This window comes from Stenotrophomonas sp. WED208 (genome assembly GCF_040984485.1).
Classification (GTDB): domain Bacteria; phylum Pseudomonadota; class Gammaproteobacteria; order Xanthomonadales; family Xanthomonadaceae; genus Stenotrophomonas; species Stenotrophomonas riyadhensis.
This window is the reverse complement of the sequence record NZ_JAZARB010000001.1, coordinates 2,213,881-2,228,426: the sequence shown is the minus strand read 5'-3', so window position 1 is coordinate 2,228,426 and position 14,546 is coordinate 2,213,881. Positions and strand designations below refer to the sequence as shown.

The window sequence follows — 14,546 nt, the reverse complement described above, 5'->3', positions numbered from 1 at the left end:
ATAACATCGCCATTCAGGAGCGGCGTGACCCTGCCGCAGGCCACACTCCAATGAGATCGATGGACCGGGGAATGACGAACGCATCCACTGCCATGGCGCGCGCGCGCCTGGCGATCAGCATCGCTGCAGGCTTGCTGGCCAGCCTGCCCGCACTGGCCCAGAACCCCCGCAATGACCGCGGCGCGAAAGCACAGGTCACACCGCCCGAGGCGCCGACCGCCACCCTGGACAAGGTGCTGGTGGTCGGCAGCAACATCCGCGATGCCGTTGGCGGCGGTGCATCGCCGGTGATCGTGATCGACAAGGAGGCCATCGACCGCACCGGCGTGGCCACCGTGCAGCAGCTGTTCGAGAAGCTGCCGCAGAACTTCGGTGGTGGCGCCAATGGTGCCAACGTCGCCAATCTCGGCGTCGACCGCGATACCGGCAACAACTTCGGCCAGGGCACCGCCCTCAATCTGCGCGGGCTGGGAACCGGCACCACGTTGACCCTGATCAACGGCCATCGCGTGACCTCATCGAACCGCTACCAGTACGTGGATGTCTCGCTGATTCCGCTCAGTGCCGTCGAGCGCGTGGAAATCCTCACCGATGGTGCCTCGGCCATCTACGGCACCGATGCGGTCGGCGGCGTGGTCAACATCATCCTGCGCCGCGACTTCACCGGGTACGAGACGGCTGTGCGCTACGGCGCTGTCACCGCCGGCAGCATGGAGGAGTACCAGGCATCGCAGTCGGCAGGCTGGTCATGGAATGGCGGCCATGTGCTGGCCAGCTATGAGTTCCTCAAGCAGAGCAACCTGCCGGCAGTGGACAAGGACTTTTCGAAGAACGTGCGGGTCAAGCCGTATGACCTCTACCCGGGATCCAAGCGTCACAGCCTGTATGTGGACGGTGTGCAGCAGCTCAGCGATGTGCTGACCCTGAACGTGACCGGCTCGTTCGCCAAGCGCGAGATGGACACCACCATTTCCGGCACCGCCGACGAAACCCGGTTGTTCCCGCACACGCGGCAGTTCGACCTGTTCGCCGGACTCACCCTGGATCTTCCACGCGGGTGGCAGGCGCGCCTGGATTCGGGGTTCGGCAGGAGCGATGTGTCCTATCAGCGCACCACCATCACTGGCAGCTCGGCCAGTACCGCGCCGCCCACGAATACCAACTCCGAATCGCGTTACCTGGACCTGGTCGCCGACGGCGAGCTGTTCAGCCTGCCCGCCGGTGGGGTCCGCGCGGCATTCGGTGCGGGCTACCGCCGCGACGGCTATGAACTGGTCGATCACCGCGGCCTGGAAAAGCCGCTCGACCTGCAGCGTACCGTGAGGTCCGCTTTTGCCGAGCTCAACGTTCCGCTGCTGAAGGATCTGCCGGGCGTGCGCAGCCTGTCACTGACCGCAGCAGCGCGCTATGACGACTACAGCGATTTCGGTTCCACGCTGAATCCCAAGTTCGGCCTGCTGTGGGAGGCGACCCAGGGGCTTTCGTTCCGTACCAGCTACGGCCGCTCCTACCGGGCGCCGGTGTACCAGGACATGCAGCTGAACAACACCGTGGTGGTGGCGAACGTGCCCAACCCAGGCGCGCCCGGTGGCAACACGATCCTGATGATGCTGTCCAATGGCAACCCGGATCTGGGGCCTGAGCGTGCCAAGACCTGGACCGGCGGCTTCTCGTTCGCGCCGCCGTCCATACCCGGCCTCAAGATCGACGCCAACTACTACCACATCGAATACGCCGACCGCATCGGCAGTGGCTTCGGCGGCAGCTTCCCGTCGCTGTTCCAGCAGTCCACCGCGCCCTACGCAGACATCCTGACCACCAATCCCACGCAACAGCAGATCCAGCAGGCGCGCCAGCTGGGCATCTCGGGCCTGGGCCTGTTTGTCTCACGCGTGGGGCCATACGCGCTGCCGGCTGGAATGGATGAGAGCAACAGCCAGGTGATCCTCGACAACCGCTTCCGCAACAACGCCTTTACCCGGCAGCGGGGTGTGGACTTCAGTGGGTCCTATGCCTTCGATGCCGGCCAGACCCACATCGCGGTGAACCTGGCCGGGCAGTACATCATCGAATCGAAGCGGCGCGTGACCAGTACCTCGCCCGAGGTGGATGCGGTGAACGCGGTGTACTACCCCGTGGATCTCAAGATGCGCGGCGGCATCATGCTCAGCCGGCAGCAGGCAGCGGGCGGGCTCTTCGTGAACTTCGTGGACAGTTATCGCGACCCTGCCAATGTCGCGCGGCCGCACGTCAGCTCCTGGACGACCGTCGATCTGAATCTCGCCTATCACTTCGGCCCATCGGCAGATACGCAGCGTGGCACATCGCTTGCGTTCAACGTGCAGAACCTGTTCGACCGGGATCCGCCGTTCATCGTCAACAGCATCAACACCGGCTATGACCCCACCAATGCAACAGCGCTGGGTCGCTTCCTGTCCATGACGCTGACGCACCGCTGGTAGGCCGCCGCATGCGCGCCGATACCCCTGCCCTGTCGCGGACCGTCATGGCCATCCAGCAGGCTCTCGCTGTCGCGGCAACCCAGCTTGCGCTGATGTGGCGCGAGCGGCGCGTGCTGTGGCTCGCCCTTGCCCTGTTGCTGATTGCGGGAGCATCGGTGCTGAGCGGTGCCGCACGCCTGACCCTGCAGGCGCAGGAGCGCCAGGCCGTGAGCGCGGAAGAGGCGCGGTTGTGGGACAGCCAGGGCACGATCGACCCGCACGGTGCCGCGCATGTCGGGCGTGCCATTCCGGCCCCCGTGCGGCCGCTGGCTGCACTGGACCCGGGGCTGACGGATTACCTGGGAACCTCGGTGTTCATCGAGGGCCACGCACAGAACCCGGCCCGGCACCGCGCGGTTGATGCCGGTACCGCACTCAGCCGCTTCGAGGGTTTCTCTGCAGCGTGGGCGCTGCAGGTGGTGGCGCCGCTGCTGATCATCCTGGCCGGGTTCGCGACACTGTCTGGCGATATTGCCCGCGAGACGCTGCGCCAGGAACTCGGCACCGGCGCCTCGGCGGGCGTGCTGATCTGCGGGCGCCTGATTGCCCTGGCGACTGCGTCGCTGCTGCTGGTGCTGGCCATGCTGCTGATCAGCCTTCCGGGGCTGTCCATCCAGTACGGCGGCGCCGCGGATCTCGCAGCCCTGCTTGCACTGGCTGCCGCCTACGTACTCTATCTGTTGGTGTTCTGCGCACTGACCGTGGGGGTCTCGGCGCTTGCAGGCTCCGCACGGACGTCACTGGTCGTGCTGCTGGGCTTCTGGGTGGTGTCCACGCTGCTGGTGCCGAGGGTGGCGCCTGCCATCGCCGAATCCCTGTACCCGACCCCTTCGGCACCGACGTTCAGGGCCAGCGTGACCGAGGAAGCGGAGAACGGCGCGGATGGCCACGATCCGGCCGACAAACGCCTCGATGCCCTGCGCGCAACGTTGATGGCGCGTTACCGGGTCGACAACGTGGACGACCTGCCGGTGAACTTCCGCGGCGTGGCCCTGGAGTTTGCCGAGGCCAACTCGACGCGCGTCTACAACCGCCACTTCGATCGCCTGCATGCCGCCTACCAGCAGCAGGACGCCACCCAGCGCCTGTTTGGCCTTGTCTCGCCGATGTTGGCGCTGCAGTCCTGGTCGCGCGCCTTTGCCGGCACGGATTTCCCGGCGCATCTGGCGTTCCTGCGTGGCGTGGAGGACTACCGCTATCGGTTGATCCAGGCACTCAACCAGGAAGTGAAGCTGCACAAGGCGCCGCAGGGCGGAAAGCATGTGGCCGACATCGCCGGCATCACCCGTTCAGTGCAGTACCGGCCGCCGCAACAGACCCTGGCCGGTACTGCTGCCGCGCAGCGCGGAAATCTCGTCATTCTGCTGGCCTGGCTGATGCTGGGCTGCGTGGTGGTGCTCATCTCCGCACGGAAGCTGGGGAGATCGCCATGAGCGGTGTGTCGATTGCCCGCTATGAGATCCGCCGACTGCTGCGTGATCGAGCGCTGCCGGTGCTGCTTGTCCTGCTGCTCGCGCTGGGTACCTACGCTGCATGGAACGGCCGCGCATGGGTGGGCCAGCGCGAGGCGGCCATCGCCCTGATCCAGCAGGAAGAACAGCAGACGAAGGAGCACAGCCGCGCATTCGTCGGCAAGGCGCCCTCGGTGCTGCCGCGTGCACAGCCGGTGCTTGCGCCCGGCGCCATGGCACCGCTGTCGATCGGCCAGGCAGACGCCTACCCCTACACCGCCGATGTGGTCGCGCTGGGCGATCCGACCCAGCTGCTCAAGCACGTCTGGGCCGACATCGGCAATCCAGCGGCACGGGCTGCGGGACGGTTCGACCTCGCCTTCGTCATCGTCTTCCTGCTGCCGCTGGTCATTCTCGTGGCCACCCACGATCTGTGGTCACGTGAGCGCGAGCGCGGCATCGCGGCGCTGGTGCTGTCGCAGCCGGTCTCGGCAACACGCCTGCTGGTGGTCAAGGTCCTGGCGCGCGGCCTGGTGGTGCTGTTGCCCGCGCTGGCCATCCTGCTGGTGGTGGCGATCGGGGCCGGAGCGCGCAGTCCAGAAGGCCTGGCCATGCTGGCGCTGACCGTCCTGCTGTACGGCGCCTTCTGGCTGGCCCTGGCACTGCTGATCGGCTGCCTTGCCCGGCGTACCACCGAGGCGGCCATCGCCGCCGGCGCGCTGTGGCTGCTGATCGTGGTCATGGCGCCGTCGCTGGCGCTGGCCACGGTGAACCTGATCGCGCCGCCGCCGTCACAGATGCAGTTCGCCACCGAAGTAAAGGCGATGCAGTCCGACATCGCCACGCGCCAGCAGCGCGAGCATGCGACGTCGGCGCCAGTGAATTCGCCGTCCGCCGTCATCTCCGACACTGTGCGCCAGGCCTACGCCGATCGGGTTGCAGCTGACCGGGAGCTGGCGCGCCTGATCGCCTCGCATGCGCAGGCCGAGGCCGCACACCGTCAGGTTCTGGACAAGGTGCGGCTGCTGCTGCCGGCCGTCGCGACACAGGACGCGCTCGACCGCATCGCAGGCTCGGATGCCGACCGCGCGCTCGACTTCCAGCATCAGGTCCACGGCTTCTGGCAGGCACGACGGCTGTTGCACAAGGACTATCTGGACCGTGACGCGCCGCAGACCCTTGAAGAGTACGACGCACTGCCCCGCTTCCAGTACCGCGAGCCTGTGGGCGTCGTCCAGCCCGGGGTCCTGGCCGATCTTGCTGCGTTGATCATTGCCACCCTGCTTGTCCTGCTTGCAGCCGGTGCATTGCGCAGCCGGCTGGCAACGCCCTGAGGAGACGTCCACATGCTGTCTGCAAAAAGCCTGGTCATGGAACACGGCGCACATCGGGCGTTGGATGACGTCAGTTTCGAGGTGAAGCCCGGCGAGATCTTCTGCCTGCTGGGCGCCAACGGCGCCGGCAAATCGACCACCATCAAACTGTTCCTTGGCTTTCTGAAACCCACCTCCGGTGCGGCCGAAGTGGACGGTCTCAGTGCGCACCGGCAGCCGCAGGAGGTACGCCGGCGGCTGCTGTACATCCCCGAGACCGTGGCGCTGTACGACGAGCTCACCGGCTATGAGAACCTGGACTACTTCGCCCGCCTGGCCGGTGTCGAGGAACGCTCGCCTGCGCGGCTGAAGGACGCGCTCAGGTCCGCCGGTCTGGCGACCGACGCATTCGGGCGACGCGTGGGCCTCTATTCCAAGGGCATGCGGCAGAAGGTCGGCATCGCACTGGCCATCGTCAAGGAAGCCAGCGCCCTGTTGCTGGATGAACCCACCTCGGGCCTGGACCCAACGGCGTCAGCCGAATTCCACGAGTTGATCGTGCGGCAACGCGATCGCGGCACGGCGATCCTGATGGCCACCCACGATCTGTTCCGTGCCCGTGAGGTGGCGACCACGATCGGCCTGATGCGGGCCGGTCGCCTGCGCAGGACGCTGGATGCGAGCACGATCACCGCGAACGATCTCGAGAGTCTCTATCTGGAAGAGATGAGCCGCAGCGCCTAGGCCACGGCGGCCGCCTGTGCGCCACGCTGGCCGGACCAGCGCCGCAGCCACGCTTCGATGTTGATCTGTGGGCCGAAGATGCCGAGCACCTGCGACGAGTGGTCCGGGCCGACCTGCTGGATGCCCGCATCGGCCAGCGCGCTGTCGAGATAGCCACGCCTGGCCAGCATTCCATCGACCAGCAGATTCCTGATGAAGTGCTGGTGCCCTTGGGTGACCGCCACGGAGTGATCATCCAGATAGGATTTCACCTTCCGCGACAGCAGCGCATCCGGCAACAGTCCCTTCATTGCACGCCGCGCGATGGTGCGGTCTTCCGCGTCCGCGATGAGCAGGTGCAGCGGAATGCGCGCGAACAGTTCGACAAGCGGCTGCGCACTGATCGGCGATACGCCATGCCAGTGGCCGGCACCTTCGAAGGGATCAAGGACGCTGGTCGGAAACACCATGCGGCCGATATGGGCCAGCTTGTAGGGTGATACGTGATGGCCCTGCGCCTGCGCATGCCGCAACCAGGCCGGCTGCAGGCCATCCTGTTCGGACAGGTCCACCCGCACCCATGGGCAGGGCTTTCCCCAACGACCATTGATGCTGGCCGGCCGCTTCAGCAGTCCCTGCACGACCGCATCCTTCAGCACGCCGTACAGTGAATCGCCGGACTGCGCGGTTTCGAAGGCGACCCGGAAGAAATCCCGGTCGATGCCGCGGCGCCAGGCATAGTCGATCGCAGCGGCGTTGCCCTTGAAGCGCAGGAACACCGCATCACCGCCGACACCGGTGAACTGCACGGTGTCACCGTCGAAGGCCACGTCACGGCGGTGGAGAAGATAGCCGGAACAATGCGCCGGCCGGGCCGTGCGTGGGAAGGCCATGATCTCTTCCAGCGCGCAGTGAGGCCGCCTTCGGTACTCGATGTATTCGCAACGCCTGCCCGAAGAATCACTGGCCCCTTGCACTGCCATCCGTGCGAACAGCCGTTCGTCGGCGCCAATGCCCTCATCGTAGTGATGGATGCACGTCACCTCGGGTGCAGACGGCGCCTGCAGCAGACCGGCCAGGATGATCGAGGAATCCAGCCCACCCGACAGCTGCAGCTGGATGCGCCGGTGCTGGCTGGCCAGTGCACCGATGCAGCCCAGCAGCGTGGAACGCGCCAGCGACACGGCTTCCTGAAGATCCTCGATCGGCGCGTCGCGGGCCAGTCGCACCACGTCCCACTGGCAGTAGCGGCCCACCGGCTCTCCATCGCGGATTGAAACCGCCTCGCCCGCTTCGACCGCCGTGACCTCCTCGAAGCCGGTCTGCAGGCCATCACGAAACGGGTACAGCAGCGAGTACGACAGGAAGGACCAGTCAACGCTGAAATCGCGCAGGCCCAGCATCAGGCAGTCTTCCATGTTGGAGAAGACCAGCGTCAACTGGCCCACCGTGGTCAGGTAGCACGGGATCTCCGCAGTGGGATCGCGCAGGACGAACCAGCTCGATGTTTCCTGCTGGAATCCGAACGCCACGTAGCGGCCCCAGTACTGTTCGATGATGCTGCGGCCCTGGCTGCTGCAGGCGGCATGCGCTGATGCGGCATCGAGGTCCACGCGAGCAGGCACGGCGCCTTCGCCGAACGTCTTGTGGAACAGCTTGCCCAATACCACCAGCGCGTTCGAGCGACCGCATTCGAAATAGCCGTGGTTGTCGCTCTGCACATGGATCGCCGCACCGTTGCCGTTCATCACGCAGGCGGTGCCAGGCAGCCTGGCGCCAATCCTTTCCACGATCCGTTCCGCCTGGGCCGTCGCGGATTCCGAGTGGGTGTTCCAGAGCACGGCGAGGTATCGGTACATGGCAGGTTTCGTTACAGCACCAGGATGGGAACCATCCGGCGCAGGTTGAAGGGAATGTCGGTCAGCACGTGATCGCCGTGCTGCAGCCAGCAGTGCGCGGCGAACGGCTGGGTTCCGACCGCGAACACCCAGGCCGGAACGATGCCGTACTTCGACAGGAATCCGTGCATTGCCAGGCAGTAGAGAAAGCACTCATCGGTCTTCCTGAAGGCCAGGGGTCGAAGCCAGTCGAACACCCGCACCCGTAGGGCCAGTTCTTCAATGCTCACCGGCCTGCCGTGGCCGCGATCCGCCCGACGGCGCACGGCCGACACCGTGGCACTGAAAGGAAGGACTGTTCTGCTGCAGGCGGCATAGGCGCACGAGGCGATGAATCGACGCAGGTCGCGCGCCATGATGGGTGGACGGCCACGCGGCGCGCCTTCGCGCGCCCAGTACCGTGGCAGCGCAATCGCGGGGCTGGCAGCGGATTTCCCCTGCTGCGGATCCGTGGTGATCAGGCGGCGGTCGATCAAGGCCTGCAGAAGCCTGGGGGCGCTTGCGTCATCGGACTGCAGGGGCCAATCGAGAACGAGCTTGCCAAGGCCTGCGGCGCCGCGTTTTTCAAGGGAAAGATACTTTCCCGTGGCCTGGTCCAGAATCACCATCGCATCGCCGGTGACACAGACGTGGGCGTGCTTTGACAGGAAATACGGGGCGGCAGCCTGCTCCATCATGCGCTCCTGCGCCGGAACCGGAGAAGCGGTGCATGCAGGGCATGCACCGCAGATGCAACATTGCGCGGTAGATCAGGGCGACGTGGTCGGGAACACGCCGTCCCACAACGTGCCGTGGTTGTGCGCCTTCGTTTCCGAAACCACCGAGCCCAGCTCGATCAGTTCGCCACCCACACCCTGATCCTCAGGGTTCTGCTGTCCTGCCACTACACCCAGCTCAATCAGCTCGTTCATGAACATCTCCTATCGTCAGTGGATGTACCCGCGCATTGCGTTGGATCGCGTTGCATTGGATACGGAGCAGCCAAGCCACCATCGCCGCCACATTGCAGGGCGATTGCCGCCAAGGCACCGAAATGTTACGATATAACATATTATTTTGGCGTGACGAATGACGCTGCCTGCCCGCTGTCGATGCGACCCATGAGAGGCAAGAGGGATGAACACCGAGATCAGTGATGACGGGCTGGATCCCACGCTTCTGCTGAAGGGGATGTTTCCCCTGCCGAAGTTCATCCGCTTCGTGCGGGAGCGTTGCCCGCCGGGCCGCTTCGACGAGGCTGCGCTGGTGGAGGACTGGCGGGCGGCGCGTGCCGAGGTGCTCAGGCTGCAGCAGGAGGAAGCCGGTGAGGCGGAAGCCATCAATGTCCATGCGTTGCCGGATGAGATGCTGCCGCTGGCTGAGCAGGCGCTGCGGCAACCCTCGATGCACCGCATGACGAGTGTTCTGCCGCGCAGTTGGCAGATGGTCGATATCGATCGACTGGTGATCTTCCAGGAGTGCATCAACCTGCGTCACATCGACCAGCTGGCGGCATCCCTGACCGCCTCGCCCACCGCGCAGGAGGTGATGCAGCTTGTCGCGCGAAGCGGCAGCCATGCACATCCGGAAGTGCGCTTCACCCAGTCCGATGGCAGCTACACCTTCGCGTCCACCTCGAACGACCTGCGTTTCCTCGATGTGGCGATCCTCGATCCGGCTGCCATCACCGACTACGAGCCGTTCGGCGCAGCCAGCCACGCCGTCGTCATCTATCTGGGTTTCAGTGACAACCTGATCAGCGCTACCCGGTTTGGCAAGCGCATGGTGCTGACCAATGGCTCCCATCGCCTGTACCTGCTGCGCCGGCTCGGGTTCCGCCATGCGCCCTGCCTCGTTACCGATGCCTCCGACAGCGACTTCAGCGAGGTTCTGCTGCCGGCAGCGGTCAAGCAGGATCGCGGATTCTACCTGTCTTCCCCGCGGCCGCCGCTGTTCAAGGACTATGTCGATCCCCGCCTGACCTGCGTCGTACCGGTCACCCGCAAGCACTACGCTCTGAGGGCCAAGCTCGACCTGCAGAGGATCACGGTTCCGGCGCTGTAATCCTGGGCCGAACCCTCCCTTTCCTGGGGCCACCTCGGCAGAGATGGCCGGATTGGTGAATCACCTGGCGGAACTGTCGAATGACGCCTGTCGGGTTGACCCATACGCTTCTCATCCTCAACCAGAGAGGATGTCAGCGTGATTGAACAGTCATGGGCTGCCGAACCCGCAGGAAAGGACGCTCCGATCGTCCATGTCCTGATGGGACTGATCTATGTCTGGCATAAGCGCGAACCGGGATCGGTACACGATGACGAGTAAGCGCCACCGTGCTGCCCGGCGTGGCTTTGGGGCGTAGGTACCAGCGTGGAGATTTCGATTGCGGGGCTGAGCGAGGTTGGGCCCGACTATCCGGACCGTGTCGATCTTCCGGTCATGGTGCTTGGGCTCGATCCCATTCCCGATGCCTGGGAAATGCCCTTCCATGCGCATCGGAAGGCACAGCTGCTGGTCGCCACGCGTGGCTTGATCATGCTGGAGACTGCAGCGGGCCTGTGGGTGGTTCCGCCACAGGGCGCGATCTGGATTCCCGGTGGTCTGTCCCATCGGGCCAGCAGCAGTGGACGGCCGCATGGCTTCGTGGTGTTCGTCGAACCCGGTGCTGTCCCGGGACTGCCGGCGCACTGCGCTGCGATGGCAATCACCCCGTTCATGCAGGCCCTGCTGGTGCGCGCATCCGCCCTTCCCCAGCACTATGAACCTGATAGCGCGCAGGACCGGCTGATGGCCGTGCTCCTGGATGAGCTGATCGCCGCGCCACCGGAGTGGCTCCATCTGCCCATGCCATCCGATGCGAGGTTGCGCCGGCTGGCCAATGCGATGCTGGACACGCCAGCCGAACGGGCAACGCTTGAGGTCTGGGCGAGCCGGATCGGAATGAGTGAGCGCAACATGTCGCGCCTGTTCTCTGGAGAAACTGGTTTGAGCGTAAGGCGCTGGCGCAGGCAGCTGCATGTGGTGGTGGCACTGCCGCTGCTGGCCAAGGGCCGGACAGTACAGGCCATCGCCGATGACCTGGGCTACGACAGTGCCGGGGCGTTCGTGACCATGTTCCGCAAGGCCGTGGGGGCACCACCCAAGCGCTTCCTGGCGGAACGAGGCACTCGGCAGCCGGTATCGGACGCCGACGATCAGCGGCCGCAGGAGCCACGTTGACGGATGCGGGAGCGCGTGTCTCCCGCACCGGCAAGGACTGCCCTTTCCTTCAGCGCTGGTAGTCCTTCAGGAACAACCAGGTGATCAGCGTGGCATCCGGCCCCTTCGGGTCGGTGAACGGCAGGCCGGACTGGCTGCCGCTCCACGCATGGCCCATGCCCTGCACCACATACTGCTGCACCAGCGTCCTGCCACCGTAGGCGTAGGTATCCACTGTGTACGCACGTCCACCCGGCACCTGGCCATGATAGGTGCTGGTCGGCACGTACTTCACCGAGTCGTTGTCCAGGCCGTCGTCGGCCAGATCATTGGTCTGCAGGAACTGGCGCACGGCCTGCTGGCCATTCACCGGATTGACGGTGAGATCGGCGCTGCCATGGAACACCAGCACCGGCAGCGGTCGCGGCGACGGCGATCCCGAGCACTGCCAGGCCAGACGACCATTGCTGTCCGGCGAATAGATGCTGCCAGCCAGCAACGCATAGGCGCTACCGGAAATCGTGGTCGCACCCTTGAACATGCCACCGGAATGGATGGCGCCGGCAGCGAACACATCCGAATAGCAGGCCAGCATGATCGAAGTCATCGCACCGCCTGCGGAAATGCCGGTGACATAGACCCGGTGCGGATCCACGCTGTAGCCCGCCTTCACCTTGTCCACGATGCCGGCCAGGATCGAGGCTTCGCCGCTGTCGCGGGCCTGGTTGATCGGCAGCTGCCAGTTCCAGCAGCGGGCCGGATTGGAGGTGACGTTCTGCCGGGGGTAGACCACAATGAACCCTTCGGTGTCGGCCACATCGTTGAAACCCGACGCCTCGCCCATCAGGTTCGGCCCGGTCACGCAGCCGTGCAGCACCAGCAGCAGGGGCAGTGGCTGGGCCGCGTCGTAGCCGGCTGGTACCCAGACCTGGTACTCACGGGCGCCGAACAGATTGCCGTACAGGCCGATATCCCAATGCCCGGCAGGGCCCGCGGCGAGCGCACTGCCCGCCGTTGCCAGCCAGGTGCACAGCACCAGCACTGTTGCCTTGATCGAATCGATTCCGGATTTCATGACCAGATCCTCATGCGTGAGTCGTGGATGAAGGAGTACCGGGGACCGCTTCCGGTTGGGGGCGCGCCCAGTATCCGCATCCACCGGCCGCTGCCGACTGGACCTAGGTCCACTCGCTGCCGGCCGATGACACCGCTAGCCTTGGCTGCAGGGGTGGCAATGGGCCATCCGCACGTTCATGCCTGGGGGAGGACCGAATGAAACGGAATTGTTTGAGTCTCATGATCGGCGCGCTGCTGGCCACGGGGCCGGTACTGGCACAGGACGCGCCGACGGCAGGCAGATCCGCTTCGCCGACCAACCTGGACAGCATCAAGGTCACTGCACGCAAGCGCGAGGAAACCCTGCAGGAAGTGCCGGTGGCCGTCACCGCCTTTACCTCGGAGGCGCTGGACAGGATGAATGTCCAGGACATCAGCGACCTGGACGCGCAGGTGCCCAACCTGACCATCTACGCGGCACGCGGCGCCAGCAGCACGGTCACTGCCTACATCCGTGGCATCGGCCAGTCCGACCCCACCTGGGGCGCGGACCCGGGCGTCGGCATCTATCTGGATGACGTCTACATCGCACGTCCGCAGGGCGCGCTGCTGGACGTGTTCGATGTCTCGCGCATCGAAGTGCTGCGCGGCCCGCAGGGCACGCTCTACGGCAAGAACACCATCGGCGGTGCCATCAAGTACATCTCGCGCGGCCTGCCGACCCAGACCGAGGGCTTCGCCCAGATCACCGTGGGCAACTACAGCCAGCTGGATGCAAAAGCGGCCATCGGCGGCCCGATTGGTGGTGCCGACAGTGGCCTGCGCGCCCGCGTGGCGGTGGCCAGCATGAACCACGACGGGTTTGGCGAGAACACCTTCAACGGCCAGCCGGTCAGCGACAAGCAGATCAATGCCGCGCGACTGAACGTCGGCGCGTACGCGGGCGATGACTTCGACGTGCAGTTCGCACTGGACTGGATCGATGACCAGTCCGGCATGCGCGGTTCGAAGATGCTGGCGCCCAATCCGTTCCTGCGCGCATACCCGCCGATGGACAGCCGCTATGACATCCGCTCGGGCATGCGCAACCTCAACAACGTGGAGAGCAAGGGTGCCTCGGCCACGGTGAACTGGCGGCCGAACGAGGACATTGCGCTGAAGTACGTGGTCGCCAAGCGTGAATCGGACAGCGAGGCCAACATCGACTTCGATACCGCGCCGGTCAAGCTGGCCGACGTGGGCGGCACCTATCACGACGACCAGGTCAGCAACGAGGTGCAGTTGAACTACGATGCCGGCGGCCGGGTGCGCGGTGTGGTCGGCCTGTACCAGTTCAGTGGCGAGGCCGGCGGGCAGATCCAGAACAACTACTTCAGTGCGCAGTTCGCCGACAACCAGGGCAAGGTGCTGACCGACAGCATCGCGCTGTACGCGGACTGGACCTTCGACCTGACCAGCAAACTCAAGCTGGATGTGGGCGCCCGTTACACCGACGAGGACAAGCGCGCGATCGTGCTCAACCGCCTCTACGCCGACCCGGGCTTCAGCCGGCCAGTGGCGGTGACCGCGGACTTCGACAAGAAGACCAACTTCAAGAACGTCTCGCCCAAGGTCTCGCTGGACTACCAGATCACCCCGGACATCATGGTCTACGGGCTGGCCACCCGTGGCTTCAAGTCAGGCGGCTACAACATCCGCGCCAACGCTGTGGCCGTGCCGCGCTCGGCCGAGCCGTTCGACGACGAGACCGTGGACAGCTACGAAGTCGGCAGCAAGATGGCCTTCCTCGACCAGCGCCTGTTCCTCAATCTGTCGGCCTTCTACAACAAGTACAAGGACATCCAGCTGTCAGTGTTCACCGGCCTGGATACCAATGGCGATGGCATCGACGATTCCTTCTTCGGCGACTTCACCAATGCCGGCGCGGGCACGGTCAAGGGCCTGGAAGTCGAATACCAGTACCTGCCCAGCCAGCACTGGCTGATCTCCGGCAACCTGGCCTGGCTGGACACCAAGTACGACGAGTACATGGATCGTGGCGTCAATGTGGCCAAGCAGATGAAGTTCACCAATGCACCGGAATTCTCCGGGGCGTTCAACGTGGAGTACCGTACCGAGCTGGCCAATGGCAGCAACCTGTCGGCACGGGTGAGCTACAGCTACCAGAGCGAAGTCTGGCCGACCACCGACCTGAGCCCGGTGATCAGGCAGAACGGCTACGGACTGGTCAATGCCGGTGTGATCTGGCGGCTGGATGATGCGTGGACCTTCTCGCTGCAGGGTACCAACCTGACGGACAAGGAATACCGCACCACCGGCTACAACATTCCTGCGGTCGGTACGCTGATTGGTTTCTATGGCCCGCCGCGCCAATATAGCCTCAGCGTCCGTTACGATTTCTAGAGCATCCGATTCGATTTCCAGGAA

At 65.0% G+C, this 14,546-nt stretch carries 11 protein-coding genes; 7 read left to right on the top strand and 4 right to left on the bottom strand.

The annotated features are described in order from the left end of the window. Positions 1 to 71 precede the first annotated feature (71 nt). From VPH47_RS09895 to VPH47_RS09880, 4 genes are read left to right on the top strand one after another with little or no spacing between them, the layout of a single operon-like run. A complete protein-coding gene (locus VPH47_RS09895) occupies positions 72 to 2,462 on the top strand; it encodes a TonB-dependent receptor plug domain-containing protein (protein ID WP_368850667.1) in 2,391 nt (796 codons plus the stop codon). An 8-nt stretch (positions 2,463 to 2,470) separates the two neighbouring features. Beyond that, entirely contained in the window at positions 2,471 to 3,934 is a 1,464-nt protein-coding gene (locus tag VPH47_RS09890; protein ID WP_368850666.1) for a DUF3526 domain-containing protein, read from the top strand. Next, the gene (locus VPH47_RS09885) at positions 3,931 to 5,286 is read left to right on the top strand and encodes an ABC transporter permease subunit (RefSeq protein ID WP_368850665.1); all 1,356 of its coding nucleotides are present in this window, start codon (positions 3,931 to 3,933) and stop codon (positions 5,284 to 5,286) included. The genes VPH47_RS09890 and VPH47_RS09885 overlap by 4 nt, the downstream gene beginning before the upstream one ends. 12 nt (positions 5,287 to 5,298) lie before the next feature. Continuing rightward, positions 5,299 to 6,009, top strand: coding sequence for an ABC transporter ATP-binding protein (locus VPH47_RS09880; RefSeq protein ID WP_153855380.1), 711 nt, complete (start codon positions 5,299 to 5,301; stop codon positions 6,007 to 6,009). Here VPH47_RS09880 and VPH47_RS09875 read toward each other — a convergent pair. From VPH47_RS09875 to VPH47_RS09865, 3 genes are all read right to left on the bottom strand, one after another. Continuing rightward, positions 6,006 to 7,847 (bottom strand): asparagine synthase-related protein, encoded by a 1,842-nt coding sequence (locus tag VPH47_RS09875; RefSeq protein ID WP_368850664.1) that lies wholly within the window; start codon positions 7,845 to 7,847, stop codon positions 6,006 to 6,008. The two genes, VPH47_RS09880 and VPH47_RS09875, sit on opposite strands and share 4 nt — an antisense overlap. 11 nt (positions 7,848 to 7,858) lie before the next feature. Continuing rightward, entirely contained in the window at positions 7,859 to 8,563 is a 705-nt protein-coding gene (locus VPH47_RS09870) for a lasso peptide biosynthesis B2 protein (protein ID WP_368850663.1), read from the bottom strand. Between the two features lie 72 nt (positions 8,564 to 8,635). Then, positions 8,636 to 8,797 (bottom strand): hypothetical protein, encoded by a 162-nt coding sequence (locus VPH47_RS09865; RefSeq protein WP_012511114.1) that lies wholly within the window; start codon positions 8,795 to 8,797, stop codon positions 8,636 to 8,638. 205 nt (positions 8,798 to 9,002) lie between these two features. On the opposite strand from VPH47_RS09865, the gene VPH47_RS09860 reads away from it, so the two are divergent. Further along, positions 9,003 to 9,929, top strand: coding sequence for a hypothetical protein (locus tag VPH47_RS09860; protein WP_368850662.1), 927 nt, complete (start codon positions 9,003 to 9,005; stop codon positions 9,927 to 9,929). A 471-nt stretch (positions 9,930 to 10,400) separates the two neighbouring features. Next, positions 10,401 to 11,084: an AraC family transcriptional regulator gene (locus VPH47_RS09855; RefSeq protein ID WP_258011492.1), complete on the top strand. Its 684-nt coding sequence runs from the start codon at positions 10,401 to 10,403 to the stop codon at positions 11,082 to 11,084. Positions 11,085 to 11,133: 49 nt separating this feature from the next. On the opposite strand, the gene VPH47_RS09850 is transcribed toward VPH47_RS09855, so the two are convergent. After that, positions 11,134 to 12,138, bottom strand: coding sequence for a PHB depolymerase family esterase (locus VPH47_RS09850; protein ID WP_368850661.1), 1,005 nt, complete (start codon positions 12,136 to 12,138; stop codon positions 11,134 to 11,136). A gap of 221 nt (positions 12,139 to 12,359) precedes the next feature. On the opposite strand from VPH47_RS09850, the gene VPH47_RS09845 reads away from it, so the two are divergent. Beyond that, a complete protein-coding gene (locus VPH47_RS09845) occupies positions 12,360 to 14,522 on the top strand; it encodes a TonB-dependent receptor (protein ID WP_368851579.1) in 2,163 nt (720 codons plus the stop codon). Positions 14,523 to 14,546: the final 24 nt, after the last annotated feature.